The 26236-nt window shown below is 64.9% G+C and carries 19 protein-coding genes and 1 pseudogene; 12 read left to right on the top strand and 8 right to left on the bottom strand.

Features of this window, described 5'->3' with window-relative positions:
• Window positions 1-32 precede the first annotated feature (32 nt).
• Together ACP93_RS05420 and ACP93_RS05415 are read left to right on the top strand one after the other, a co-directional pair.
• Window positions 33-1745, top strand: coding sequence for an ATP-binding cassette domain-containing protein (locus ACP93_RS05420; protein WP_048489752.1), 1713 nt, complete (start codon window positions 33-35; stop codon window positions 1743-1745).
• 133 nt (window positions 1746-1878) lie between these two features.
• Window positions 1879-2319 (top strand): hypothetical protein, encoded by a 441-nt coding sequence (locus tag ACP93_RS05415; RefSeq protein ID WP_131721589.1) that lies wholly within the window; start codon window positions 1879-1881, stop codon window positions 2317-2319.
• Between the two features lie 107 nt (window positions 2320-2426).
• Here the strand turns inward: ACP93_RS05415 and ACP93_RS05410 are convergent, their stop codons facing one another.
• The 3 genes from ACP93_RS05410 to ACP93_RS05400 all read right to left on the bottom strand — a co-directional run bounded on the left by ACP93_RS05410 (window position 2427) and on the right by ACP93_RS05400 (window position 4849).
• On the bottom strand, window positions 2427-2702 hold the full coding sequence (locus tag ACP93_RS05410) for a hypothetical protein (RefSeq protein ID WP_048489750.1): 276 nt from the start codon (window positions 2700-2702) through the stop codon (window positions 2427-2429).
• A 278-nt stretch (window positions 2703-2980) separates the two neighbouring features.
• Window positions 2981-4261 (bottom strand): phospholipase D-like domain-containing protein, encoded by a 1281-nt coding sequence (locus tag ACP93_RS05405; protein ID WP_228135963.1) that lies wholly within the window; start codon window positions 4259-4261, stop codon window positions 2981-2983.
• A gap of 357 nt (window positions 4262-4618) precedes the next feature.
• Entirely contained in the window at window positions 4619-4849 is a 231-nt protein-coding gene (locus ACP93_RS05400; RefSeq protein WP_048489748.1) for a hypothetical protein, read from the bottom strand.
• 190 nt (window positions 4850-5039) lie between these two features.
• On the opposite strand from ACP93_RS05400, the gene ACP93_RS05395 reads away from it, so the two are divergent.
• The 6 genes from ACP93_RS05395 to ACP93_RS05370 are packed head-to-tail and all read left to right on the top strand — an operon-like array spanning window position 5040 to window position 9570.
• Window positions 5040-5549 (top strand): ZrgA family zinc uptake protein, encoded by a 510-nt coding sequence (locus tag ACP93_RS05395; protein WP_053069695.1) that lies wholly within the window; start codon window positions 5040-5042, stop codon window positions 5547-5549.
• Entirely contained in the window at window positions 5546-6256 is a 711-nt protein-coding gene (locus ACP93_RS05390; RefSeq protein ID WP_048489746.1) for an ABC transporter ATP-binding protein, read from the top strand. The genes ACP93_RS05395 and ACP93_RS05390 overlap by 4 nt, the downstream gene beginning before the upstream one ends.
• 5 nt (window positions 6257-6261) lie before the next feature.
• Window positions 6262-7515, top strand: coding sequence for an FtsX-like permease family protein (locus ACP93_RS05385; RefSeq protein ID WP_204243645.1), 1254 nt, complete (start codon window positions 6262-6264; stop codon window positions 7513-7515).
• A gap of 2 nt (window positions 7516-7517) precedes the next feature.
• Window positions 7518-8114: a DUF3299 domain-containing protein gene (locus ACP93_RS05380; RefSeq protein WP_048489744.1), complete on the top strand. Its 597-nt coding sequence runs from the start codon at window positions 7518-7520 to the stop codon at window positions 8112-8114.
• Window positions 8101-8751: a DUF3299 domain-containing protein gene (locus tag ACP93_RS05375; protein WP_048489743.1), complete on the top strand. Its 651-nt coding sequence runs from the start codon at window positions 8101-8103 to the stop codon at window positions 8749-8751. The genes ACP93_RS05380 and ACP93_RS05375 overlap by 14 nt, the downstream gene beginning before the upstream one ends.
• Before the next feature lie 30 nt (window positions 8752-8781).
• Entirely contained in the window at window positions 8782-9570 is a 789-nt protein-coding gene (locus ACP93_RS05370) for a hypothetical protein (RefSeq protein WP_228135962.1), read from the top strand.
• Between the two features lie 83 nt (window positions 9571-9653).
• Here ACP93_RS05370 and ACP93_RS05365 read toward each other — a convergent pair whose 3' ends face one another.
• Window positions 9654-10571 carry a LysR family transcriptional regulator gene (locus ACP93_RS05365; RefSeq protein WP_048489741.1) on the bottom strand — a complete coding sequence of 306 codons (918 nt, stop codon included), beginning with the start codon at window positions 10569-10571 and terminating at the stop codon, window positions 9654-9656.
• 137 nt (window positions 10572-10708) lie between these two features.
• Here ACP93_RS05365 and ACP93_RS05360 point away from each other — a divergent pair, with 137 nt between their 5' ends.
• The 4 genes from ACP93_RS05360 (at window position 10709) to ACP93_RS05345 (ending at window position 21126) form a co-directional block, all read left to right on the top strand.
• Entirely contained in the window at window positions 10709-11926 is a 1218-nt protein-coding gene (locus ACP93_RS05360; RefSeq protein ID WP_048489740.1) for an FAD-dependent oxidoreductase, read from the top strand.
• A gap of 662 nt (window positions 11927-12588) precedes the next feature.
• Window positions 12589-14607, top strand: coding sequence for an ATP-dependent nuclease (locus ACP93_RS05355; protein ID WP_048489739.1), 2019 nt, complete (start codon window positions 12589-12591; stop codon window positions 14605-14607).
• Window positions 14604-16358, top strand: a complete 1755-nt coding sequence (locus ACP93_RS05350; protein WP_048489738.1) for a UvrD-helicase domain-containing protein — start codon at window positions 14604-14606, stop codon at window positions 16356-16358. Before ACP93_RS05355 ends, ACP93_RS05350 begins: the two co-directional genes overlap by 4 nt.
• Before the next feature lie 223 nt (window positions 16359-16581).
• Window positions 16582-21126 (top strand): hypothetical protein, encoded by a 4545-nt coding sequence (locus ACP93_RS05345; RefSeq protein WP_131721588.1) that lies wholly within the window; start codon window positions 16582-16584, stop codon window positions 21124-21126.
• A 27-nt stretch (window positions 21127-21153) separates the two neighbouring features.
• On the opposite strand, the pseudogene ACP93_RS22245 reads toward ACP93_RS05345, so the two are convergent.
• The 4 genes and pseudogenes from ACP93_RS22245 to ACP93_RS05330 form a co-directional block, all read right to left on the bottom strand.
• Window positions 21154-21350 (bottom strand): annotated as a pseudogene (locus ACP93_RS22245) (integrase); the annotation flags it as partial.
• A gap of 285 nt (window positions 21351-21635) precedes the next feature.
• Complete coding sequence (locus tag ACP93_RS05340; protein WP_048489736.1) at window positions 21636-22817, bottom strand: vWA domain-containing protein; 1182 nt, start codon at window positions 22815-22817, stop codon at window positions 21636-21638.
• Complete coding sequence (locus ACP93_RS05335) at window positions 22814-25114, bottom strand: DUF5682 family protein (RefSeq protein WP_048489735.1); 2301 nt, start codon at window positions 25112-25114, stop codon at window positions 22814-22816. Before ACP93_RS05335 ends, ACP93_RS05340 begins: the two co-directional genes overlap by 4 nt.
• A gap of 14 nt (window positions 25115-25128) precedes the next feature.
• Entirely contained in the window at window positions 25129-26211 is a 1083-nt protein-coding gene (locus tag ACP93_RS05330) for an ATP-binding protein (protein ID WP_043092055.1), read from the bottom strand.
• Between the last annotated feature and the right edge of the window lie 25 nt (window positions 26212-26236).

Genomic DNA, 26236 nt, shown 5'->3' with positions numbered 1-26236 from the left:
GCGTCGATGATCCGCCGCATGGACACCCACCGATGAGCGCACGCCCGGAGCCGGCATCGCGCTTGCTGCGCGCCTTCGTCGCCGTGCTCGGCCGCGGCGAGCGCCTGCGCATTGCTGGGTACGTGCTGCTGTCGCTGCTCGGCGCACTGGCCGGCGCGCTGGCCGCGGTCGCGCTGGTGCCGCTGGTGCAACCCGGCCACGTGCTGACCCTGGCCGGCCACGCCTTGCCGTTGCCGACCGGTTTCCTCGCGCAGACCCTGCTGTTCGTCGCCGCCAGCAGCGGCTTCGCCCTGCTGCGTTGGTGGGGCACACGACTGGCCGCGGACCTGGCCAGCCGCCACGCGCTGGACCTGCGCCGGCAGGTGCATGCGCGGCTGCTGCAGGCGCCGCTGCCGGCCCTGGCCGACGCCAGCTCGGCGGAAATCGCCAACCTGCTCACCTACAACGTCGAGATCGTGGTGCAGGGCTTCAGCGCGCTGCTGCAGCTGCTGGTGGCGGCGATCACCGCGGCGGTGAGCCTGGCCGCGGCGTTCCTGGTCTCGCCGATGCTGGTGCTGGCACTGCCGCCGCTGCTGGCGCTGGGCCTGCTCGCGTTCCGCATCGCCGGCCACGAACAGGCCCGGGTCAGCCGCCAGTACGTCGCCGACATGACCCGGCTGTTCTGGCTCAGCGAGGATTTCCCGCGGCGCCTGCGCCACGTGCGCTCGTTCACCCGCGAGGCGCGCGAGCAGGAAGCCTACGAGGCGATCGCCGGTCGGCTCGCCTATGGCTACGCGCGCCAGCAGGCGCTGGTCGCCTCCGGCCGCCTGTTGCTGGAACTGGCGGCGGTGGCGGCCATCGCCGCGATCATGCTGCTGGCCGGGGTGTGGCACGGCATCGACCGCGGCGCGCTGATTACCGTCGGCCTGCTGCTGGGACGGCTGCTGCCGTACCTGGTCTCGACCCGGCAGAGCGTGCAGCAACTGCGCTCGGCCGCGCCTGCGCTGGAATTGTGGCAGCGCTACGTCGCGCTCGGCACGCTGCCAACACCACTTGGCACCGTGGCGGCGCAGCCCAGTGCAGCGACAGAAGCGACGGCGCCGATCCAGATCGCACGCATCGGCCTGGCACCGCCGCTGGCCGCGGTCGCCTTGACCGGTCTGGTCCTCGCGCCAGGCACGCTGACCCTGATCAGCGGCCCATCCGGCGTCGGCAAGAGCAGCCTGATGGACGCGCTGGCCGGCATGGTCGCGCCACCGCAGTTCGCCGCGCACTGCGACGGCCGTGCGCTCGACTTCGCCGGCTACCGCGCGGCGCTGCAGCCCTTGGCCTATGTCGCCCAGGGCGTGCGGCCCTGGCAGCACAGCGTGCGGCACTGCCTGGCCTGGGCAGCACCGAGCGCGGGAGAGGCCGCGATGTGGGAAGCCCTGCGCGACGTCGGCCTGGCCGCGCGCCTGCAGGGCGGCGCCGGCCTGGACACCGCCGCGCACGGCGCCGGCGCGCGCCTGTCCGGCGGCGAACTGCAGCGGCTGCTGCTCGCCCAGGTGCTGCTGCGGCAACCGCGCGTCGCCTTGCTCGACGAAGCCACCAGCGCCCTCGACGCCGTCGCCGAACAGCAGGTCCTGAGCACGTTGCGGCGGCGGCTGCCGCAGACGGCCCTGGTCGCGGTCTCGCACCGCCTCGGCCTGACCGCCATCGCCGACCAGTGCGTGATGGTGCAACGCGCGACCGTGTCGCCGCTGCTGTTGGCTGATCGGGCGTCCTGAGCGAACGCGGCGGTACTCTGCCGGGGCCTGGCGCTATTGTCTGCAACTGCGCTGGATGCCCATAGGTGCTGCACGCAATTTTGTCTAAGCGACATGGACTAGGCATCGCTAAGCTCTCCGCACAGGGGGGATCATGGACGTCATTCAACGGGCAGCAGCAGGGTTGCTCCTCATCGCCGTCTCGACCACGGCATTCGCGCAAACGCGCTCGGCGGTCGGACGGGGCGTCGAGCGTGTGAATCCGCAGCGCAACGTCGCCCCGATTCCACGCCTGGATTGCCGCAAGCTGCTGGCAAACGATCCTCGTCCCTGGACGCATGCCTATTGCGAACAGGTGGACTTCTCCATGCAGGACAACTTTGCCCATAACTTCGGCCGTCCGCGGCCGTCCCAGATCCAACTCGACATTCCTGCACTGGGCACTGCCGAAGCGCGGGCCGCCGGCGTTTCCTGCTCGGAAGGGCGCGTGATCCGCAAAGTGGGCAACGGCTGGGAGCAGGCGCTGGACCGCGATCGCAATTATTTGCGTTGCAGACCGTCGGTGGAGCTGCCGTCGGGATTTATTGGTAGGTGAAGCCGCGTGTGTGCTCGGCGCATGCGCAAAAAACAAGACCCCGCAAGCGGGGCCTCGTTCGCATTCAAACGCATGTGGGCGTGAGTCACCTCACATCCAACTCACAGCTACGGAATATCGCACTTCATCTTTCCATCCACGTAGTACGGCTTTGGGACGTCCGGATTCTGGCTGGTCTTTTCGAACACCACCTCGAACGAGTTGGGGTCCGGCTTGCCCTTGCGTTCGGTGCAGGCGTCCTGCAACTTCTTCTTGACCGCGGCGATGCCGGCGTCGCGGTTGGCACCGTCGGCGCTGTTGGTGAGATTGGCGACCGCGGCGAAAGCCGGCGAGGCAAGGCCCAACAAGCTTCCTGCGAACACGAGTGCGTGCAGCGTCTTCATGGCGTCTCCTTGTTTTGATGTCCGTACGCGGTGGGAGGCGTGCGTTGCGGCGCGTGCGGCAATGCCCGGCGCCGCGGCCGCCCCCCAGCGCGGAGCTAGGATAGGGAGCGCTGGTTAAGGCTTCGTAGGGACGGCCGCGGCAGATGCCGCGGTGCCACCCGCGCACCCAAGGTGCATTTCGGTCTTGGCTGCGCGCTCCTGCCGAGACGCGATGAAGCGCGCAGTGGGCGAAGAACTGCCAACCCTGAAGGTGCGTGCGGCCAACGCGACAGCAAAGGCTACTCAGTCCGCGGCGCCTCGTAGTTCTGCCCAGGCTGCAGCGTGGTGACGTAAGGGCCGTTCCAGTCGCGGTCGAAGATGCGCGTCAGCGTCTCGGCCGGCCCCTTGCCCTTGACGAATACCGAGGCGTCCACCGCGGTATTGAAGTAGCTCCATTCCCAGTTGCCGGTGCCGATCACGCTGCTGCGGTCGTCGGTCACCGCGTACTTGGCGTGCTCGACCCGCGCATACGGAATGAAGCCCTGCGGCGCCGGCGGCAGGCGACTGAACTTCACCGCGATGTTCGGCAGCGCGGCCAGGCTCTTCAGATAGGCCTGCATCGGTTCGCGCAGCGCCCAGTCGGCGACGATGATGTGCACCTGCACGCCGCGGGCGGCGGCGTCGCGGATGGCGCTGTCGACCGGCGCCCACCAGCCCTTGGGCCCGAAGCTGCGGATCGCCGAGAGCGTCATCACCTGGATGCGCAGCGCATGCTGGCTGGCGCGGATCATCTCGACCAGCGCCGGCTCCTCGTCGCTGACCCACGCCGGCTGCAGCGCCGGCGGGCTGAAGGCGGGGAAGGCGACCAGCGGCGCGGCGCTGCCGGCATCCAGCAGCACCGGATCGGTGGCGGTGACCGGAACGAAGTCCGGTGGCTGCACGCCGCGCGCCTGCGCCTTGGCCAGATTGCCTTCGTCGGCCAGGCGCCAGCTGTAGTCGAAGCTCGCGGCGAAGGTCTTGGCGAAGCGCGCGTCATCGATGCGCGCGCCGATCTCATGGATCTGCTCCAGCGCCCGCCAATCCCAGTTCTGGCTGCCGACGAACACGCTGGCGTCGTCGACAATCATGTACTTGGCGTGCAGCACGCCGCCGGTCAGCGTATCGACCGGCAGCACCCGCACGGTGATACCCGGCACCTTGCCCAGCCAAGCGACGCTGTCCGGGTTCTTGGCCAGGAAGGTGTGGTCGACCAGCAGGTGGACCGCCACCCCGGCGCGGGCGCGGGCTGCCAGTGCGTCCAGTACCGGCGTCAGGCCGGTGCCGGGCTTCTCGGAGATGTAGAACGCGGCGATGTCGATGCGCTGCCTGGCCCCGTTGATCATCGCCAGCCAGGTCTGCTGGGTGCGCGGCACGCCGGGTTCGCCGTAGACGCTGGCCTCTGGCACGCTCTCGACGATCTGGAACTGCGAGGGCTGCGGCCGGGCCTCGGCGCCGGTGGCTGCCGACAGCAGCAGGCAGGCCATGGCGGCGGACAGGAAGCGGCGCGCGGGATGCGCGCTGGCGATGGAAGCGAGAGGCACGTTGGGTGTCCTTGCGGGAGCGTGGGAGGTGGATGCCGGGCGGCGATGCGCGTGCATGCTACCGGCAGCTGTCGTAGCTTGGCAGCCTGCCTTGTAGCGCACGTGTCAGTGAGGTGGTTCCGGCTAAGTTGGCGTTCCCGTCCAGGGGCGTCAGCGCTTCAAGGCAGAGCGCGCCACCAATGCGCACGCAGGCCGCGGCCGACCTTCATCGCTTGACCACTCACGGTCCTGATTGGATCAGGGCGTCGCCATGTCGCGCCGCGCGGCGTCCAGCACGCCCCGGCCGTGCCGCGTTTGCAGAAGGAATGCATCGCCGTCCGACGGCAACCGCGGCCGCGTCCTGCCGCGCCGGAAGCTTTACGCGCGACCGTTTGCGAATGCGGCCTGCGCCTGCGCAAACCACTGCAGCACCTGCTGGCGATGCGACTCGCCCCAGCAGCGCACGAACTGCTGGGTGTGATGGTCGGCGGGGTCGTTGAGCGCGGCAATGCGCTGCGCGATGTAGGCGGGATCCAGACGCAAGCCGCAGTCGACCTCGATGCAGTGGCGCCAGGCGGTGTAGCTGTCGGGAATGATGGAAGAAGACATGAAGGTCCTTGAAGTTCGGCGCCCGGCCCGGCCTATGCCCGCTGAGCGATGCACGTCAAACGTGGCCGCAGGCGAACCGGGGCTGACTGACGGCAGCGCCAGGCTTGCACCCACGCTCGATTGTTCACTAATGTTATAGTGTAACTCAACCGATGCGCTGCATATGCGACCTGGCATTCCCCTGATCCTGTTGCTCCTCTCCGCCAGTTCGCCAGCCATCGCTGCGATCCGTCACCACGGCCCGCACGTGCACGGCCAGGCCAACCTGGAGATCGCCGTCGATGGCACCGCCGTGGACGTGCGGCTCAGTGCGCCCGGCATCGGCATCCTCGATTTCGAACATCCGGCGCGCGATGCCGGCGAGCGCAAGCACCTGGAGGCGGCGATCGCCATCCTGCGCGGTGTCGACTGGCTGCAGTTCCCGGTCGCGGCGGCCTGTTCGCTGCGCAGCGCGCAGGTCACCACCGAGGGCTACGACGTGGCGATGGCCGATCCGGACGAACCCGGCCATAGCCATGCCGAGTTCCACGCCCATTACGCGTTCAACTGCGCGCAGCCGACGCGGCTCGACCACCTGCAGGTGCTGCTGCCGCAGCGATTCCCAGGGCTGCACACGACGGTGGTGGACGTCGCCAACGCGGCCGGCCAGGGCCGCACCGAGGTCGTGCCCGGGCAGACCCGGGTGAAGCTGCCGCAATGAACCAGCACCACGTCGTCGAACTGACCGAAGTGCGCTTCGGCTATCCCGGCGCCGCCGCACCGGTGCTGGACATCGCATCGTTTGCGCTGCCGCGTGGGCAACAGCTGTTGTTGCGCGGTGCCAGCGGATCGGGCAAGAGCACCTTGCTGGCGTTGATCGCCGGCGTGCTGCAACCCACTGCCGGCTGCGTGCGCGTGGCCGGGCAGGATCTGGCTGCGTTGCGCAAGGCCGCACGCGATCGCTTCCGTGCCGACCACTGCGGCGTGGTGTTCCAGCAATTCAACCTGCTGCCGTTCCTGAGCACCCGCGACAACATTGCCCTGGGCCTGCAGTTCTCGGCGCGCCGCGGCCGGCTGGCACGAGGCACACAGGCGCTGGACACCGAGATCGAGCGGCTGATGGTCGCGCTGGGCCTGGACGTGGCGGCACTGTGGTCGCGATCGGCCGGCCGCCTCAGCGTCGGCCAGCAGCAACGCGTGGCCGCCGCACGCGCGTTGATTGCGCGGCCACCGTTGCTGCTCGCCGACGAACCCACCTCCGCACTCGACCCGGTCGCGGCCCAGGCCTTCCTGCAGTTGCTGTTCGCCGAATGCCGGCAGGGCGGCACCAGTTCGATCGTGGTCAGCCACGATCCGTCGATCGCACCGCTGTTCGACGCCCAGACCGACCTGGCTACGCTCAACCGCGCCAGCGTGGGAGGTGCATGATGACCTTGTTCAAGCTGGCCCTGGCCAGCCTGCGCAGCCGGCGCCTGGGCGTTGCATTGACGGTCTTGGTGATCACCCTGAGCGTGACCCTGCTGCTGGGCGTGGAGCGGATCCGCACCCAGGCGCACGAAGGCTTCGCCAGTACCGTCTCGGGCACCGACTTGATCGTCGGCGCGCGCTCGGGCCCGGTGAATCTGTTGCTGTACTCGGTGTTCCACATCGGCGATGCCACCAACAACGTGTCGTGGAAGAGCTACCAGGACCTGAGCGCGATGCCCGAAGTGAAGTGGGCGGTGCCGCTGTCCCTGGGCGATTCCTACCGCGGCTACCGGGTGGTCGGCACCAGCAGCGGATTCTTTGAGCACTACCACTACGGCGCCAAGCATCCCCTGGCGTTCGCGCAGGGCAGGGCGTTCGACGACCTCTACGATGCGGTGATCGGCGCCGACGTCGCCGCCGCGCTCGGCCGCCACATCGGCGACGAGATCGTGCTCACCCACGGCACCGGGCGCATCAGCCTGGCCAACCATGCCGACAAGCCGTTCCGGATCGTCGGCATCCTGCGCCGCACCGGCACGCCGGTGGACTCCAGCGTGCTGGTGTCGCTGCAGGCGATCGAGGCGATCCATATCGACTGGCATTCCGGCGTGCGCCTGCCTGGCCAGCACGTCAGCGCCGCACAGGCGCGGGCAATGGACCTGACCCCGGGCACCATCACCGCCTTCATGCTCGGCCTGAAGACCCGCATCGCCACCTTCTCGGTGCAGCGGCGGATCAACGAGTACCCGGACGAAGCGATGCTGGCGATCATGCCGGGCGTCACCCTGCAGCAGCTGTGGGGCACGCTGGGCACTGCGGAAGGCGCCCTGCGCATGATCGCCTCGCTGGTGGTGCTGCTCGGCCTGGTGTCGATGGTCGCGCTGCTGGTGGCCACGCTGCAGGAGCGCCGGCGCGAGATGGCGATCCTGCGCGCGGTCGGCGCACGGCCGCGCGACATCGCCTGGCTGCTGCTGTTCGAGGCCGGCCTGGTCACCGTGGTGTCGTGCGCGCTGGCACTGCTGGTGGTGACCGCGGCCAGCTGGCTCGCGCGCGGCTGGGTGCTCGACCGTTTCGGCCTGTCGCTCAACCGTATCGCGCCCAGTGCGGCGGAATGGGGCTGGCTCGGCTGCGTGCTGCTGGCCGGCGTGCTCGCCGGCATCGTGCCGGCCCTGCTGGCCTATCGCCGCACCCTGGCCGATGGCCTGTCGCCGGAGGTTTGAGCATGACCCGCTGGATCCTTCCCTTGCTGGCGCTCGCGATGCTGTGCGGCTGCGGCCGGCAGCCGCAACCCGCCGCTCCAAAAAGAGCGCAGGCAACAGCGGCGTCGCAGCCAGCGCCGGCCAGCGACGCAGCGATCGACCCGCCACTGGGCGAGCCCGACGCCGACGGCTATCGCGAACTGGACTGGAGCGCGATGCTGCCGCCGGCCGAACTGAAGGCGCTGGAAAACAGCGACGAAGCGCCGGTCAATCACACCGGCAAGCGCGCGATGCCGCAGACCGGCACCTACAACACCGTGGCCGCCGTGCTGGCGCGCAAGGTGCGCCTGCCGGGCTACGTGGTGCCGCTGGACAGCGACGACGCCGGCCGCGTGCGCGAGTTCCTGTTCGTGCCGTACTACGGCGCCTGCATCCACGTGCCACCGCCGCCGCCGAACCAGATCGTGCATGTGCGCCTGGACACCCCGATCGACCCGCCCGACATGTACAGCCCGTTCTACCTGACCGGGCAACTGCGCGCCGAAACCCTCCACGGCGAACTCGCCGGCACCGCCTACACGATGGAGCAGGCGCGCCTGCATCCCTATGAAAAAGGCTGATCGCCATTTCCTGCTGGCTGGATTGCTGTGCCTGCTGGCGGGCTGCCACGGTGATGGCGGGAAGCAGTCGGACGCCACGCCGACACCATCACCGGCAGCGACGCACGCGACCGCAGCCGCCGACGCTGTCCCGGACACAGTGGAACGCTGGGAACAACTGGCGCCGGCCAACGACATCTACCAGCGCCCACCGCCGCGGATCAGCGCGGCGTGGCGAGGCGACGCCGCGGTGACGGATCAGGCAGCGCCGGTCGACGATGGCCCCTCGGTGGTCAACGGCATGCCGATCGACCATTCCGGCACCCAGCGCGCCGCGCAGTTCGGTTCGTCGCAAGTGGTGAAGGGCCTGGAAGGCAAGCGCTTCGCCCTGGACGGCTACGTGGTGCCGCTGGAAAGCGACGACCAGGGCAAAGTCAGCGAACTGCTGTTCGTGCCGTTCTATGGCGCCTGCATCCACGTGCCACCGCCGCCGCCGAACCAGATCCTGCACGTGGTCCTGCGCACCCCGATCGACGTCCCGGAGCTGTGGGACCCGTTCCACCTGCAGGGGCGGCTGCATCTGGCCGACTTCAAGGCGGATATCGCCAATGCCACCTACGAGGCGGAGGACGCCACCATCGCTCCGGTGCAGGGCTGAGTGCGCAGTTCGATGCGCCTGAAGTCGCCGATGCGTTTGGCGATCGCGATCGCCGCCTGTGGCGTCGTCGTTGCCGGCGGCGTGCTGTTGGCATTGCGCACGCACGGGCATGGGGCACCGACACCGCATGCTGCTGCGACCACGGCGATCCACCCGCCAACTGTGCCCGCATTTCATATCGCGCCATTGTCCGAAGATGCAGCCGACAAGCGCATCACCACACTGCTGCAAAGCGATCCCGCATTCGCGCGCGACGCCACCTTCCTGATCGCGGCCAGCGTCCGCGAACGCTGCGCACCGGCCCATTCTGGTGAACTGGCCAAGATGGCCAACCGCGCGCGCCTGCCGGTGCTGGCCGCGACGTCCGAGGTGACCGCACGCGAACCTGACCTGGACCATCCGATCTACCAAGCGATCCAGCGCATCGCCGCCGCGGCACCCTGCGGCCGCGCGCTCGACCTGACCGCGACCGGCCTGCCGCTGCAACTGGACCCGGAACGCTACGCGGCGGCGTTCCCCGACAGCTACTACCAACCGACGCTGGGCACCGTGCCGCACGAGTATGCCAGCCAGCCGCTGGCCACACGCGCCGCGCAGGAATGCCAGTCCATCGCCTACGCCGTGCTGCCGCTGGGCCGGGATGGCTGGCAGTGCAAGGCGCTGTGGTCCGGCATGCGCCCGCGGATCGTCAAGGCCTGCGAACAGGCCCGTAGCGAAGCCGGGCAGGGGGCGGGTGACGCGATTCCACCGGAAGTCGCGAACCGGCTGACGCCAGTGGTGGCGGGCCTGCTGGAGAAGTTGCCGGAATCCTGTCGTTGAGCGCGCGCGTGTGCTTTTGCACGGCGGAAGCTAGCGGCTGCGAAAGGCAGGAGTTGGCCAAGACAGAAGTTCGCGGATGGGCCTTACGTTGACTTGCCCGCGAATCCCTGCAACCGCACCTGGATGAACTCCAGCAACGCCCGAACCCGCGCGGTGACCGAATGCCGATGACTGTAGGCACCAAGCAATTGCAGCGGTGCAGGGCTTAGATCCAGCGGCACTTCCTGCAACCGGCCCGCGGCAAGATCGTCTTGGCATGGGTAGGCTGCAACGATTGCGAAGCCAAGGCCCTGGCGCGCGCCCGCCACCGCAAGTTCCCCGCTGTTGACGCGGTAGCGGCTGCGCACAGGCACCTTCACGATCTCGCCCACAGGATCGAGAAACTGCCAGGGCTGCCCCTTCAGGGCGCTCACGGTGGTGATGCAAGGCAAGGACTTGAGTTCGCGCACGTGGCGCGGCATTCCGGTTTGGGCCAACAGCGCGGGGGACGCGACCACGATGCTGGGCAATGTCGCCAGTTCGCGGGTGATGAACGCACTGTCATCCTGACGCCCGCGGTGGAAGACGATGGAGAGGTCCATGTCTTCCCGCAGCACCTCCAGGCCGGTCAGGCGCGTATCGCATTCCAACTCAATGCCAGGATGAAGACTGCAGAACTCGGCAAGGATAGGCGCGAGCAGCCTGGGCGCTTCGTTGGGCATGCACATCCTGAGAGGCCCCTTCAATTCGCCTTGTACTGCGCCGAGCTCCTCCTCCGTGGACAGCAAGGCGTCGAGTACTGGTTTGGCGCGCTCGTACACCAGCCTGCCGGCTTCCGTCATGCGCAGATGGCGCGTGCTGCGTTCCAGCAAGCGCACGCCCAGCCTGCGCTCCAGCGCCGCGACGTGACGGCTGACGTTGGACGACGGCAGGGCCAGCAGGCGTCCCGCGCCGGAAAAGCTCTGCTCGTCGACGACGGCCACGTAGACGCGGACTGCATTCAGGTCGAGCTTGTTGCGCACCGTTATCCCACCTGGGGTATGAAAGCCTGCCATCTTTGCACGCTAGTTTGCGCAATTGGTGGGGACCAAGATGCACTCCCGTCCAACGGCTGCCCTCCAACGGCACGCCTGGACCAATTGAATCGGGATGCATCGGCATGGAGATCGGAATACTGGGTGGCGGCATCGCAGGCTTGAGCGTGGCCCTTGCGTTGCATAAGCAGGGGCACACCGTGCGCGTCTATGAACGTCGGAACGGCCCGGCAACCATGGGCGCTGGCGTGACGCTTTGGCCGAACGCGGGCTTTGTGCTGCAGGAACTCGGGTTGTTGGAGGATGTCGGGGCGGTGGGCGGTCGGCCATTGTCGGTACACCGCAAAGACGCAGCGGGTAACGCGCTGGGAGGCCTGGACATCACGCTGCTGGACAACATCATGGGCTACCCAACCCATACCATCCTGCGTCGGGACTTGCAGGGGGTATTACTGGACCACGTGGCACGCGCTGGTATCCAGGTGGAGTTCGGGCATCGAGCGGTCGCAATCGACCTGCATGCCAACGGCAAGGCCGTCGCGAGATTCGAGAACGGCAAGAGCATCTGTCCGGATCTTCTCATTGGCGCGGATGGCCGAATGGGCTCGGTGGCCCGCAAGTTCGTTGCCGGGGACAACACGCCCATCTACCAGGGGTTTGTGAACTGGATCGGCGTTGCGCATGAAAGTGGCACGTTGGTCAGCGACCTCGCAATTCACGATTACTGGGGGTCTGGCGACCGTTTCGGATGCGTCCCGATCCGGACGGATCTGGTGTACTGGGCCGCCGCGCAGGCGCGGCCATTGCCCGAGGCGACGCCAGCAGCGGAGATGCGCAAGGACGTGATGGATCTGTTTGCGGGATGGCCCGAACCTGTCGCCCGCCTCATCGAAGCCACGCCGGCGCACTCCATCCAACTGATCGCCGTGCACGACGTGGAGCCGTTGCACACCTGGAGCCGAGCAAATGTGCTGCTCGTCGGCGATGCGGCGCACGCGCCACTGCCGACCTCGGGCCAAGGCGCTTGTCAGGCCTTGGAAGACGCCTGGCATCTGGCGCGGTGCCTCGATGGTGTCGACGGTAGCCTTGATGAAGCACTGCTGCGCTTCGCCGCAGTCCGCGGACCAAAGACCACAAAGCTGGCAGAGCAGGGCAGACTGTTCGCGCGCGGCCTTTTCGCCCAAGACCCCGAAACCTGCCGTCTTCGCAATGAGCGCGCCAAGGCGTCCGATCCGTTGCGTGATGCTCAAGCCATGGCGGCAGGATGGTCGCAGGGGTTGCCGATGGCCGACTGCATTGACGGGACGCCGGCGAGCGGTGTTGGCAGTCTGTATCGCCTGTAAAAGATCGTCTTGCCCCAAGCGTCGAGTGGCATCTACGCTGCAGGATGCATCTCCACCGGATCCGGGGATCCATTTTATTGGGTTGCTACGTCATGCTGCTCAAAGACCTTCCACTCCGCAGGCCCCTTCTGTAGCTACAAGACGCTTTCCGAGCGAGGGGAATTTAAGATTTGCGCCGTTTGCTTTTGGGAGGATGATGGTCAAGATGATGATGCTGATGACGTACTAGGCGGCCGCGATGGCAACCTCAGCCTCACACAAGCCCGAGCCAACTATCAGCAATTTGGCGCGTCCCGCAGGCAGGACATCCCGTATGTTCGCCCGCCCTCAGCGGAAGAGGCGTAAAGTGGGAGCTAGACGACCTGGCTTCTAGGCTCGGCTTATGCCGACATCGTGAAATATCCTCTTTTTGTTCGAGAGCAAGCGTAGCCGGGAAGCGATTAGGGGACTTTTATCGGGGACATGGCGGCTCTCTACCTGGAGCATCCAGCGAGGACCGGTCTATGGTTCGATAAGCTAATTAGAGAGATTTTATCGGAGTTAGGGCTTGCCAGCTGTCGACCTATAGCGGACATTTATTGTGTGAAGACTAGCGATTCGCGACCTGTCAAGGTGCTTGGTGTATCCCGTGTCTCATTGCAAGGTTCAGGGGGAAGCAGGACATGTACCTCAAGCAAATCGAAGCCAAGAACTTCAGACTGCTGCACGACGTCAGATTGCTTTTGGAGCACCGAACTACCGTCATAGTCGGACGCAATAACAGCGGCAAGACATCCTTGACTGAAGTGATGAAGCGCCTTCTGTCCGATGCTTCTCCCTCTTTTTCCCTGGAGGACTTCTCGTTCTGTTGCTACGACCAGTTCTGGGATTCTCATCTCCGAAGAGCCAAGGGCGAGGACGAGATAGAGATAAGGAAGATCTTGCCTTCGATAGAAGTCAGGCTTCGTTTTTCGTATAAAAATGGCGAGCACCTCGGCTTGCTCAGCGAGTTGGTCGTCGACCTTGATCCCGAATGCACGGAAGCCTTAGGCGTCGTCCGGTACGCGCTCAAGGACGGGAAGCTGCCCGAACTGTTAGGTGACTTTACGGAGACGGACGAGAACGCGAGACCGGGCTTTTTCCGCCTCCTCCGCGACCGAGTTCCGTCGCTGTACGAAACGACCTTTGTCGCCATCGACCCGAACGATGAAACAAACGAAAAGGTCATCGAAAGGTCGACACTGAAGAAACTGTGCATTGGCGGCTTCATCAGCGCACAGCGCGGGCTGGATGACGCGAGCCAGAAAGAGCGCGTGGTCATCGGCAAGGTGCTGGAGAACCTTTTTTCGACGGCCAAGAGCAACACCGATGACACGGACAGCCACGCCATCGCCCAGGAACTCGAGGTTGCGGTCAAGGCGATCCAAGACAAGATTGGTGACGACTTCAACGAGAAGCTCGACCAATTGCTTCCCGCATTGTCGCTATTTGGCTATCCGGGCCTCAACGACCCCAAGCTTCTGACCGAAACGACTCTCGACGTTGCCAAGCTCCTGACCAACCACACGAAAGTCAGGTATACCGGATCCAATGGCATCCATCTTCCCGAGGCCTACAACGGCTTGGGAACGCGCAATATCATCCTGATCCTTTTGCAGCTCAGGGAGTTCTTCAAGCTCTATCTTGCGATGGAGCCCAGGCCCTCGGTGCACCTCGTTTTCATCGAGGAGCCCGAGGTCCACCTGCATCCGCAGATGCAGGAAGTCTTCATCCGGAAGATCGCGGACATCGCATTGGCGTTCAACAAGGAAACCGGAGAATCGTGGCCCGTACAGTTCGTCGTTTCGACGCACTCGTCCCATGTCGCCAATGAAGCTCACTTCGAGACGATCCGGTACTTCCTCGCTTCCGCGGACAAGAACGGCATCATCAGCACCAAGGTCAAGGATCTCAGGAAGGGACTTGCCGGAAAGCCTGAGCCAGACCGCACATTCCTGCATCAATACATGACCCTCACCCGGTGCGACCTGTTCTTCGCAGACAAAGCGATCCTGATCGAGGGCACAACCGAAAGACTGTTGCTCCCAAAGATCATCCGGATACTTGACAAGGATTTCGCAGAGGGAAAGAAGCTTGGCAGCCAGTATCTCGCCGTCGTCGAGGTCGGCGGCGCCTACGCGCATATCTTCTTCGATCTCGTCAATTTCCTTGAGCTCCGGACCTTGGTCATTACCGACATCGACAGCGTGAAGGCCAACGGCGCCGGCAAGCTCGTCGCCTGCCAGGTGTCGCAGGGGCAGAAGACCAGCAATGCCTGCCTGAAGTCCTGGTACGATAACAACGGCATCACCCCGGCAGAACTGCTGGCTGTCGATGATGCGGCCAGGACCAAAGGCCGGATGCGGCTCGCGCACCAGTGTCCCGAGACCGAGGCAGGACCTTGCGGCCGCAGCTTCGAAGACGCGTTCATGCTGGCAAACCCTGAGCTCTTCCCGTTGCCGGGACCTAGCGAGCAGGAGAAAGAAGCCCAAGCCTGGGAAGAAGCGAAGGAGTTGAAGAAATCCGCATTCGCATTGGAGCATGCCCTGTCCAAAGGCGAATGGAACATCCCGCACTACATCCGGAGCGGGTTGGCATGGCTCGCTGAAGGCGACCTGCCGCCTACGCCCGCGCCACCGGGCGATGCCGGAGCAGTCGCATGAATGCCGTACCCGAAGCGAGCCCCGCGCTGATCGCCGCGCGAGAAGCGGAAGCACTTGTCGTACAGTGCTTGCGGGACCATCGCAACTTCCTGCTCGAAGCCGGCGCCGGCGCCGGCAAGACCTATTCGTTGGTGGAAGCGCTCAAGCACCTCATCGAACACGAGGGCCTCAAGCTGCGCAGGAACCACCAACGCATCGCCTGCATCACCTACACCAATGCGGCCACGGCCGTCATCAACAGCCGTATCGACAGCAATCCGCTGGTCTTCGTCGACACCATCCATGCGTTCTGCTGGTCGCTGATCAGGAAATTCCAGCCAGCGCTGAGGTCACTGGTCTCGGCAATGTCGGAATGGGACGAGAAGCTGGCCGAGGCAAACGGAATCGGCAGCCGGATCGTCGAATACGAACTCGGCCACCGCCGCGCCACCACCGACACCGTCACCCTGCACCATGACGACGTCCTGGGGCTAATGGTTTCGCTGCTCCCGAACGTGAAGTTTCAGGCGCTTCTTGCGCAGCAGTACCCGTTCGTACTGATAGACGAGTACCAGGATACGGACGTTGCGGTGATGACCAGCATGAGCGGGCACCTGCTCGGACGCGCGACCGGCCCGATGATCGGCTTGTTCGGCGACCACTGGCAACGCATCTACGACAAGACGTGCGGCCACGTCACCAATGAAGCACTGACGGAAATCGGCAAGAAGGCGAACTTCCGCTCAGCGACAAAGATAGTCGATGTCCTAAACAGGATGAGGCCAGAGCTGCCACAAGCGGTGAAGGACGAGAGTTTCGTTGGCTCGGCGATCGCGTTCCACACCAATGCCTGGCAAGGCGAACGCCGATCCGGCGCGGGAGGCGGACACTGGAAAGGCGATCTCCCCGCCGAGGCCGCCCATGCCTATTTGACGACGCTCATCAAGAAGCTGGAATCGGACGGCTGGGACGTGGCTCCCCAGCGAACCAAGGTTCTCATGCTCACCCACAATGTTCTCGCTTCGGAGCAGGGCTACGATTCGATCACCAAGATCTTTTCCTATACGGACCAGTTCATCAAGAAGGAAGATCCGCTCATGGCGTTCTTTTGCGACGCGCTTGAGCCCGCATGCACGGCTTTCCATCACAAGCGGTTCGGGGAGATGTTCTCGTTGCTAGGCGGCTTGACGCCTGCCGTCTCTTCGCATGCGGACAAGGTCGCATGGTCATCCTCGATGGAGGGCCTCACTAAGATTAGGCTCGACGGAACTATAGGCCAAGTGCTGGACTACATGTTCGAGCATGCGCATCCGCGACCGCCGGACGCTGTGCTCGGCGCGGTTAGCGAGGCCGCGGAATGGCATGGCGAGGAAGGGGAGGAGCCACCGCGCCGGGTCCAGCAGATCCGGCAGTTGCGGGATGTTCCCTACAAGGAAGTCATCGCCCTGGACAGGTTCATCGACGGTCACACCCCGTTCGCTACAAAGCACAGCGTGAAGGGTGACGAGTTCGAGAACGTTCTGGTCGTTCTCGGGCGCGGCTGGAATAAGTACAACTTCGACCAGTTCCTGCAATGGTCGGCCGAAGGAGTCCCGGCCGGAAAGCAGGATGCGTACGAGAGGAACCGCAATCTGTTCTATGTGTGCTGTTCCCGCCCGACAACGCGCTTAGCGCTTCTCTTCACCCAAGAGCTTTCCAACGTCTCATTGGCAAGACTCGACAACTGGTTCGACGGGGCAATCGAGCCAGCTCCCGCACCACAGGAGGACTGATCATGGCTCCTACTAGGAGATCAGCTGTAGAATAAACGGAAGAAATCGAAGCAGAAGAGTTGCACACCCATTGTGCGGCGACGCCCGCAGGGCGGCGCACCGGTGCCGGCGCTGGCGGAAACCGGGCTTGCCGTTAACACCGGGAGTCAATAGGGCAAGCTGATAACACCACGCAGTTTAGGGCTTTCCATTGGACAAGAAGGCAATCGCGGCTCTGCGAGCCATGCTGCTCAAGCTGCCCGCCACCGGGGAAGACGGGTTTGAAGGGCTGCTGGCCGTTGTTCTGGCCGAAATTTCGGGAGTGCCGATCCGCCTGTCCAGCAGCGGATCGCAGTTCGGCATGGATGGCAAGTCGTCCTACGAAGACGACGCCATCTGCTTCGAGGCAAAACGCTACGATCGCAAGATCCCGAAAAACGAAGTCATTACCAAGATTGCCGAGTTGACGATAGACGGTGGGAGCGGAGTCGATCTATGGGTACTTGGCGCGACGACGTCCGTCAGTACCCAACTTGCGGACAACGTTCTGGAAATCAGCGAAAGAAACGGGATCAGCACGCTTGTGCTGGACTGGAGCAGGGCGGATCTGCCGGCACTCGCGGTCGCCCTGGCGATGGCCGCAGAGGCAACTGCGGAGTTCATCGGCCGCGGGGCAGGAGACGAGCGCGGAGTACGTGCCAACGCATTGGCATCACTCAAGGCAGTGGAGGACGACGAGCGGTTTGCTAGACATGCCGCGCGCATCCGTGGGTTGCTTCAGGAGCCGACAATCGGCACCTCGCTGGCAGTGCGCAACAATCGCCGCTGGCTTGAGGACGTTTTCGGCAGCCAGCAGCACGCCAAGCGCCATCTCCGGCAACCCTTGGCCCCCGGCGACGCGGTATTGGGCAACCCGTTGCCGAGGGAGTCGCTGGTCTCCGAAATGGATCCGTTCCTTGCATCCCGGCCAGCCGGAAAAATTGCCGTCATCGTCGGAGACGAAGGAAACGGCAAGTCGTGGTTGTTCGCACAAAGCTGGCTGTCGCAAGCGGACCGGCCGTTGATGGTGGTGTTCACGGCTGACGAGTTCAGCGATGCTGCAGCGGTCGGCGATATCATCGGCGCGCTGATCGACAAGCTTGTGGCGCAGACTGGCGGCAGGAAATCGGAGTCCGCTGTAACACGGTGGCTTCGGATCTTCAACAGGTGGCGCAAGGCAGAAACGCCCGCCTCGCCGCGTCTGGTGGTCGTGATCGACGGGATGAACCAGCGACCGCAGCTCGACTGGGGGCGGATCGCCAACGACATGAGCCACGAGTTGGGCAGGATGGGCGGGCAGCTGGTGCTCACCACGCGCACCGTGCACTACTCGGCGCACGTGAAGAGACGCCTGATTGCATCCACCGTAGTGATTACCGTGCCGGAGTGGACAGAGACCGAACGCGACTTGATCCTCGAGGGGCACGGCATACGCGTAGATGAACTGCCCGAGACGGTGGCCACGTCGCTGCGCAATCCCAGACTACTTGCGATCGCATTGGAACTGCTGCAGGGATCGCACATCAGGCAGCTCGAACAACTCAGCATCAGCAGGCTGCTGTTCGAGCACATGCGTATATACGGGGAACGGGATAGCCCGGTTCCCCGTCCGGCGCACGAGTTCGCTCTCGCCCTCAGGAAGCATGCAAATGAGATTCTGAAGAGGATCGATGGGCAACAGATTGACGACCTTCAAGTCTTCGAAGGAGGTGTTGAGGCGGTTTCGGATGGAAGATTCTTCATACAGCTCGAAGATGATCCGACCCGATACCGGCTGGACGAAAGCGGTCTTACGCTCGCGTTGGGCTTCGCGATTGTCGATGAACTGCGCAGGGCTAGGCGCAATGGACGCGATTTGACGGCCACGATCGAGACGATGATCGAACCAATCGCCTCCCTCGATCGGACCTTCGACACGGTCCTAGCCGCACTCACCATTGCTTGCCTTGACGTTGACGTTCCGGTTGAGGTGGGTGCGGCCGTCACGTGCGCCTTCGCCGGACTTCAGAACCCCAATGGAGACGAATTTCCGGCGTTTTGCCTGCTAGTCGAAGGCCGGCCGGACGTTTTCATGCAGGCGGCACGCCTACTTTGTCTTGCCCGCGACAATCCATCCAACTTCGATTGGGTGAGGGCTGCGCTGCAAGCCGCGAAACTCTGCGACACTGCATGGACGGCGATGATTCCGATCCTGCAGTCATGGTTGGGACACTATTCCCTGGCTCCAGAGGCAAGGATGTATTCCATCGACTCCGGTGGCGATGCGGGCCAGGTGGAGGAGGAACGGCGCAAGCGGAAGGTGGAGATCGAAGCTAAGATCGCTGCGCTTTCACCGACCGAAAGGACGCTGCTGGATGAGCTCATAAGGAACGACGGCGATGTCGATGCGCTCGCGCAACTCGCCTTGGTGCTGATCGCGGGAAAGCCGGTTGCGCCGTTCGCTAAGGCGCTGCTCCACTGGAGCTTTGCCAGTGCGCTGAACATGGGATTCTACTGTCCCTACGACGAGTTCATCCATCTTGCCCGGTTCAATCGCGTCGACTGGACGGAGGCGCGCGATGCCATAGTTGAGGCGGGCAGTATGTTCGCCGATGACAGAGTATCGCGAACCGGAAAGTGGGCGTACGTAAATCTTCTGCGTTCGACGGGAGATCCTGCCGCGGCATCCCAGGAGCACGCTCTGCTACTGGAACTTACTGCCGATCGGCCAATAATAAAAGGGTGGCGCCTCGTCGAGAAGTACTGTGCGAGCGATCCTTGCGACCCGGAGAGCCAGAGGCCGGACAACATCACGGAAACGGCAAAGAGCTACGCGGACATCGATGTCGCGAAGATTCGCCTGTTCATGGGGCCGTCCGGCGAAGATATGCACTTCGCGGAAGCTAGGGCAGGGCTGGTACGATTCGAGCCATTGGTGGCTATCGCAAAGCACCGAGAGTTCATCGGCCATGTCATCTCCAGGAAAGGGCTGGCGTTGCGCCAGGGAACCTTTGAGATGAGCAACCACAATGCGCTTCTAACCGCCGCACAAGCTATGGAAGTTGCGTCTAGTGTGGAGACGGGAATCATCGCCAGCGCGGCTGCCGCGCTCAAGGGAGACGAGCCTCATTTGATAGCGCAGTATTTACTGCTGGCCGCGTTTCCGCTGCTGAGTGCCGACGAGCAAGTCAAAGCCCTTTTATCGCCGCATGCGGGAGGCAACCCATTAATTTCTGTTCTAAGCATCGCCAACTCGCTTGACCAGTCAACGTATGAAACGTTGCTGATGGATACAATCCCTAGCGGGGACAAGCGCGCATTGATCGTCGTCCTCGCGTTCGGCGCTCACTCCGATACTCTCCTGTCCGATCGCGTTCTCGAAATCATTCCCGAGCTCGTGAGGAGCGAAGTAGAGACGGTTCGCGCGCTCACCTTGTACATGGCCTTGAAGGCTGGCGACCGACGCACAATCGAGTCGGTGGTGAAAAGCGGGTGGTCCGCCAAGAACCTCGAGTGCAAGGGCGGTTACGAAGCGTGGTACGGCTCCCATGTGATTCTAGAGGCGGCTAATCTTGGAGTGCTGGCCAGTAGCGATGCGCTTGACCGCATAGCTCCCGAGCTCTATGGCCAAGCCGCGAAGAGGCTCGGCGGCGATGCGGGCGCCACGGTTGCGCGGTGTATCGATGCCTCGATCAGGAAAGCGGCCGGCTTTGAGCTGGATGTTGCCGTGCCCGTCATTGAGATAAACCAGCTGTGCGGAGACAAGCTAGAGCTGGCGCGGTATCACGTCTCGGCGCAACCGGAAGAGCGCAGGGACCTGACGGAGCTGATGCGCGATGACAAGGACGATAACGACAGATTCGAGGAGCAACAACGGCTTTCACATGCAGCTTTCGACGTCTTTAGGGCGAAGCTGACCGCTGCGGACGCGGCGATCATCTTGGACAGTTTCCGCTTTAGCGAATTCAAGAAGGTTGCTGAAGCAGATAGGGGGCTTGCGGAGGACTGGGCGGACCTTTTTTTGGGGTTGCCGAAGGCTCGTCTTGGTGGCGTCCACAACTTGGGGTTGCTGCTGGCGCATGCGATAGCTGGTTGGAATCCCGATCTAGCAGCACGGCTGTTCGAAACGCTGCACGCAAGCGAGCCGTATGTCAGAAACAGCTTTGGTCGCTTTGGACTGCCATTGGCTGGACTGGCCCTTTGGTCGGCTCAGGATCACACTCTGCTCGAAGCCATCCGTAGCCGGCGTTTGGACAGCGCCATCAACGACGACGAACTCGCTCTGGAGGTGCTGACCGCGCTTTGGAGCAGCAAAGAGGCAGCGCTGGAGCGTTACATCGAGGAAAATCTGGAGAGCGGAGAGCCGTCAAGAATAGCTCGAGCATTGATGGTGGCGGGACTATCTGGTAACAGGTACGCAAATTCGGCCGTCTTGGCGCGGTACAAGGGTACGCCGGGCTTCATCGGAGCTGCCCAGTCTGCGGCTGCGTACGCGTTTCACCGCCATGCATGGGCGATGCACTGGCACGGGAAAATGCTCAAAGCGGCGACTCCTGAGGACTTCTGGCGCTTCTCGGTGCTATTTCTCAAGGTGGTCGATGGACGGTTCGATGTCTTTAGCCGGGACGACGGGGCTGCTTCCGCTCCCTATAGGCAGTTCTGGCCTGGTGTCGAAAGTCAGTTGAAGAACCGCTACCAGCGGGTCCGCTCGGAACGAAAGAAAAAGCTATTTGGGGAGAAGTCGCCAGCAAAGGAATTCTTACTCCCGTAGAGACCTGCCGCAGGGTAGCCAACTGCCTTACTTGAGCAGCCATGCTGCGGAATTGTCCACTGCTGTAACAGTTTGAAAATACCCGATCACGCTTGCCACGGATCAGTGCTCAGTCATTGCCATCACTGCGGGCAGCGGCATGCCTTGCTTCCGGCCTCTGTCACAAACCCCGACCTTAAGCTGTGGGCTCCAAAATCCCCCTTCAGTCCTGCCAATGCCGACTTTGCGCAGATGACGCATGTCTGCGGCGGTGATCGTTCCATCAAGGCTGGGGCGACTTGTCCGTGGCTCCGAGAAATGTGCGGCGTATGTCCGCGGCAAATGGGGTGTATGTCTGCGGGAACGGGGCATTTCCTGCGCGGCAGTCAGGTGCGGAACTGCTCAGAGTTGTGGTGGATCTGTAACGGGGATGGCCGGCCGCGCCCCCGTCCGGGGATGCGGCAAATTTCGCATAATGTATCTTATGTAAAATCGGTAGTGCCAGACATCAATAGTCCACCAATCTCACCTCACCGCACCGTCACCAACCCCTGCGCCCCCGCCCACTGCTGGATGTCGTCCCGGCGGATCGCCGCGGCCATCAAGCCCGGGAAGGCATCCGGCGTGCAGGCGAACGACGGCACGCCCAGCGCCGCCAGCTTGGCCGCCAGGGCGCGGTCGTAGGACGGTGTGCCTTCGTCGCTGAGGGCCAGCAGCACGATGAATTGCACGCCGGATTCGATGAGTTCGCGGGCGCGCGCCAGCAGCCGCTCTTCGACGCCGCCTTCGTACAGATCCGAGATGAGCACCAGGATAGCGTTGTGCGGTTCGCGGATGATGCCCTGGCAGTAGCTCACCGCGCGGTGGATGTCGGTGCCGCCGCCCAGTTGCACGCCGAACAACAGGTCCACCGGGTCGTCCAGTTGCTCGCTCATGTCGACTACTTCGGTGTCGAACACCACCAGACGCGTGGACACCGCCGGCAGCGAGGCCATCACCGCGCCGAAGATGCTGGAGTACACCACCGAGGCGGCCATGGAGCCGCTCTGGTCGATGCACAACAGGACTTCGCGTTGCGGCTTCCTGGCCTTGCGGCCATAGCCGACCAGGTCCTGCGGCACCACGGTGCGCAGCTCCGGCTGCCAGTGCCGCAGGTTGCTGCGGATGGTGCGGTGCCAGTCGATCTCGGCCAGGCGCGGGCGGCGGTTGCGGCGGGCGCGATCCAGGGCGCCGGTCACCGCCGAGCGCATCGGTTCCTCGAGCTGGCGCAGCAGGCGCTCCACCACCTGGCGCACCACCATGCGCGCGGTGTCCTTGGTCTGCGCCGGAATCACCCGGCTCAGGCCGATCAGGTTGGCGACCAGGTGCACGTCGGGCTGCACCTGCTCGAGCATTTCCTTTTCGAGCAGCATCTGGGTGAGGTCCAGGCGCTGAAGGGCGTCGCGCTGCATCACCTGCACCACCGAGGATGGGAAATAGCGGCGGATATCGCCCAGCCAGCGAGCCACGTTGGGCGAGGAGGCCCCTCGCCCGCCGCGGCGCCCCAGGCCGCCCGGGCCATCGGGTTCGTACAGGGCGGCCAGTGCCTGGTCGATGCCCTGCAGCGGCTTGGGCAAGGCGCCGCAACTGGACTCGGCCTCCTGCCCCAGGATCAGGCGCCAGCGCTGCGTGCGCGAGGTGGGCGTGTCGGGTGTAGGTGTCGTGTCGGTCATGCGGGCAATCCCAGCAGTTCGCGCAGCGTCGGCACGGCGCGCTCGGCGCGGGCCACGTTCCAGTCCGGGGCAACGGAGGCCACGGCGGTCTCCACCGGCGCCTGGCGCACGCGCGTCCCCAGGTCGCGGCGGTCGGCCGGCTGGAAGGCGGCGAAGGTACGCCGCACCAACGGCAGCACGCGCACCAGTTGTGCCTCGTCCAGCGCCACGACCCAGGCGTCGATCATCTGCCACACGGCGTCGTCGTGCAGCAGCACGGTGGCGTTGCGGTTGAGGAAGCCGTCCAGCCACTGCGCGGCCTGCAGCGGTTCGGCACCCGGCGACAGTTGCTGCTGAAGCTGCAGGTGCACGGTGTCGGCCTGCACCGCCTGCGTGTCGAACAGCACCCGCAGCGCCACGCCGCGCAGCAGCGCGCTGCACGCCGGCGACAGCGCCACGCGTCGCAATGCCTGCTGCCAGTTGGCGCTGCCGTCCGCATCCCCGCGCAGGCCGATGGCGCGATCGGCGTCCAGGACGATGCTGCGCGCCTGCTCGGCACGCGCCTCGTCGAGGCTGGACAGCGCCAGGGTCAGGCCGACGACCGCGCGCGCCAGCATGCTGTCGAACAGGTGCGCGACCGGGTGGCCTTCGATCTGGCGGACATTGCCGTAGCGGTATACGTTGGCCAGCGGCGGCAATGCGCCGAGCAGCGCCAGCGGGTCGGCATCGGTGGCGGCGCGCGCCTCCAGTTCCGCAGCGATCGCGCTGACCGCCTGCGGCAGGTCGGCCAGCAGCACCTGGTCCACCAGCGCGGACAGCGCAGGCAGCGCCTCGGCCTTGCGCGCCTGCGCGATGGCCATGCCGGTGGCGGCATCGGCCAGGGTCTGCCCGTGACGGCTGGCCTGCACCAGATCCACCAGGAAGTGCGGCTGCCAGGCCAGTTGCCAGATCTCGTGGAAAGTGCCGCGTGCAGACTGCCCCGTGCGCGCCAGCCGGCCCCATTCGATGCCGATCAGGCGCAGCCGATGCAGCAGATGGCTACGCGCCAGGTCGGTGTCCTTGCGCAGGTCCAGATCCAGGGTTTTTTCCAGCGCTTCGGGTTTCAGGCGCAGGCGCTTCTGCTGCGCTTCCAGGTCGCGCTGCAGCGGCACTGCCGGCACGCTGTCGGGCACCTGTCCCAGGGAATCGCCGATCATCAGGCGCTCGCGGATGAGCCGCATCGGCGCATCGTCGCCATTGCAGATGACCGCGCGGCTGGCCTCGGCGATGTCGTCGAGACCGGGGACCGGATGTCCACGCAAGGCAGCCAGCGTGTCCGCCAGGCGTGTGGCCTCGATCAGGTGCGCCGACGAGCAGTCGAGTCCGTGGTCGCGCAGCAACCGCCCCACCCGCGCATACCAACCGACGGCACGCTGGTCGTGGACGCCGCTGCTGCGCCACAGGTGGTCGTACCAGCCCGGTGCCTCCACGCCGGCGCCGTAGCCGCTGTCCATGCTCAGGTGGCGATAGGTCCACGGCACCCAGGTGCTCTGCGTCTTGCGCTTGGGCATGGCCTTGAGCAGGCGGCTGTCGGCGGTGGCGCTGTTGGCGCGCAACGCGTCCGGCTGCAGCGCCGGTACGTGCCAGGCGCCACAGACCACCGCGACGCGTGCGAAGGCCTTGCCGGCACTGCGCAGCGCGCTGCGCATGTGGGCCTCACGCACGGCCTCGTGTTCGCCACGCAGGCCGGGATGGTCCGGCGTGTGCGCGCGCACGGCGGTCATGGCCTCGGCAATGGCGTCGAACAGTCCCTGTCCGTCGCCGCGCTCTTCCACCATGTGGTTCCACCAGGCCTCGCCGTCGGCATGGCCGGCGGCGCGCGCCAGCCAGTCCAGCGGGTCGGACGGGCGCACCTCGGCGCGCTCGTCCTCGGGTGCGTCGGCGTCATCCTGCGCCGGTGGCAGCGTGTCCGCCGGCTCCGGCGTTTGGTCTGCAGGCGCACGCGCCTGTGCCTGCCATTCCAGGGTCAAGGCCGGCGGCACATCCATGAAGCGCACCGGCACGCCGTTGCGCAGCGCCCAGTGCATGGCCTGCCACTCGGGTGAGTACGCCGCGTATGGATGGAACACCGCCAGTTGCGGGTCGTCGACGCAGTAGGACAACAAAGCCACCGGCGGCTGCATGCCCTCCTCCAGCACATGCGGCAGCAGCGCCTCGGTCCCGGCCGGTCCTTCGATCAGCACGCAGTCCGGCTGCAGCGCCGTCAATGCGGCGACCAGGCTGCGCGCACAGCCGGGGCCGTGGTGGCGGATGCCGAACAGGGAGATGGCTTCGCTCATCGACGCCGGCCCGCTCAGGCCTGTTCGCGGAACGCGCGGTACAGGTCTTTCCAGTCCTCGCGCTCCTTCACCACGGTTTCCAGGTATTCCTTCCACACCAGCGCGTCCTGCACCGGATCCTTGACGATGGCGCCGATCATGCCGGCGGCCATGTCGCCCGGGCGCAACACGCCGTCGCCGAAGTGGCCGGCCAGGGCCATGCCGTTGTTGATCACCGAAATGGCCTCGGCGGTGGACAGCGTGGCGGTCGGGCTCTTCAGCTTGGCCTTGCCGTCCTCGGTGACGCCATTGCGCAGTTCGCGGAAGATGCGCACCACGCGCGCCACTTCCTGCAGCGCCGGCGGTTCGGCCGGCAGGTCCAGCGCCGCGCCCATCTCGGCCACGCGCTTGCGCACGATCGCCACTTCGTCCTCTTCGCTGGACGGCACCGGCAGGATCACGGTGTTGAAGCGGCGTTTCAGTGCGCTGGAGAGTTCGTTGACGCCCTTGTCGCGATTGTTGGCGGTAGCGATCACGCTGAAGCCGCGCACCGCCTGCACTTCGCTGCCCAGTTCCGGAATCGGCAAGGTCTTTTCCGACAGGACGGTGATCAGCGCGTCCTGCACGTCGGCCGGAATGCGGGTGAGTTCCTCGATGCGGGCGATCTTGCCCAGGCGCATGGCCTGCATCAGCGGACTCGGCACCAGCGCCTTCTCGCTGGGTCCGTTGGCCAGCAGCTGTGCGTAGTTCCAGCCATAGCGGATCTGCTCTTCGCTGGTGCCGGCGGTGCCCTGCACCAGCAGCGTGGAATCGCCGCTGATCGCAGCGGTCATGTGCTCGGACACCCACGACTTGGCGGTGCCCGGCACGCCGAACAGCAGCAGGGCGCGATCGGTGGCGATGGTGGCCACGGCCACTTCCATCAGGCGGCGGTCGCCGATGTACTTGGGGCTGACAACGAAGCCGTTCTCCAGCGTGCCGCCGAGCAGGTAGGTCACCACCGCCCAGGGCGACAGCAGCCAGTTGGCAGGCCGCTGGCGGTTGTCCTGGCGGCGCAGTTCCTCCAGTTCCTCGGCGTATTGGTGTTCGGCATGCTGGCGCAGGACGGCAGTGCTCATGAGGTCTCCAATGAAAGGCGTAAGG

This window comes from Xanthomonas sp. NCPPB 1128 (assembly GCF_001043115.1).
In the GTDB taxonomy this organism is placed as follows: domain Bacteria; phylum Pseudomonadota; class Gammaproteobacteria; order Xanthomonadales; family Xanthomonadaceae; genus Xanthomonas_A.
This window is presented reverse-complemented; position numbering and strand designations above follow the sequence as displayed.

Coding starts and splice junctions, on each gene's coding strand:
- ACP93_RS05420 (WP_048489752.1), top strand. CDS start 33: ATGAGCGCACGCCCGGAGCCGGCATCGCGCTTGCTGCGCGCCTTCGTC.
- ACP93_RS05415 (WP_131721589.1), top strand. CDS start 1,879: ATGGACGTCATTCAACGGGCAGCAGCAGGGTTGCTCCTCATCGCCGTC.
- ACP93_RS05410 (WP_048489750.1), bottom strand. CDS start 2,702: ATGAAGACGCTGCACGCACTCGTGTTCGCAGGAAGCTTGTTGGGCCTT.
- ACP93_RS05400 (WP_048489748.1), bottom strand. CDS start 4,849: ATGTCTTCTTCCATCATTCCCGACAGCTACACCGCCTGGCGCCACTGC.
- ACP93_RS05390 (WP_048489746.1), top strand. CDS start 5,546: ATGAACCAGCACCACGTCGTCGAACTGACCGAAGTGCGCTTCGGCTAT.
- ACP93_RS05380 (WP_048489744.1), top strand. CDS start 7,518: ATGACCCGCTGGATCCTTCCCTTGCTGGCGCTCGCGATGCTGTGCGGC.
- ACP93_RS05375 (WP_048489743.1), top strand. CDS start 8,101: ATGAAAAAGGCTGATCGCCATTTCCTGCTGGCTGGATTGCTGTGCCTG.
- ACP93_RS05370 (WP_228135962.1), top strand. CDS start 8,782: ATGCGTTTGGCGATCGCGATCGCCGCCTGTGGCGTCGTCGTTGCCGGC.
- ACP93_RS05360 (WP_048489740.1), top strand. CDS start 10,709: ATGGAGATCGGAATACTGGGTGGCGGCATCGCAGGCTTGAGCGTGGCC.
- ACP93_RS05355 (WP_048489739.1), top strand. CDS start 12,589: ATGTACCTCAAGCAAATCGAAGCCAAGAACTTCAGACTGCTGCACGAC.
- ACP93_RS05350 (WP_048489738.1), top strand. CDS start 14,604: ATGAATGCCGTACCCGAAGCGAGCCCCGCGCTGATCGCCGCGCGAGAA.
- ACP93_RS05345 (WP_131721588.1), top strand. CDS start 16,582: ATGCTGCTCAAGCTGCCCGCCACCGGGGAAGACGGGTTTGAAGGGCTG.
- ACP93_RS05340 (WP_048489736.1), bottom strand. CDS start 22,817: ATGACCGACACGACACCTACACCCGACACGCCCACCTCGCGCACGCAG.
- ACP93_RS05335 (WP_048489735.1), bottom strand. CDS start 25,114: ATGAGCGAAGCCATCTCCCTGTTCGGCATCCGCCACCACGGCCCCGGC.
- ACP93_RS05330 (WP_043092055.1), bottom strand. CDS start 26,211: ATGAGCACTGCCGTCCTGCGCCAGCATGCCGAACACCAATACGCCGAG.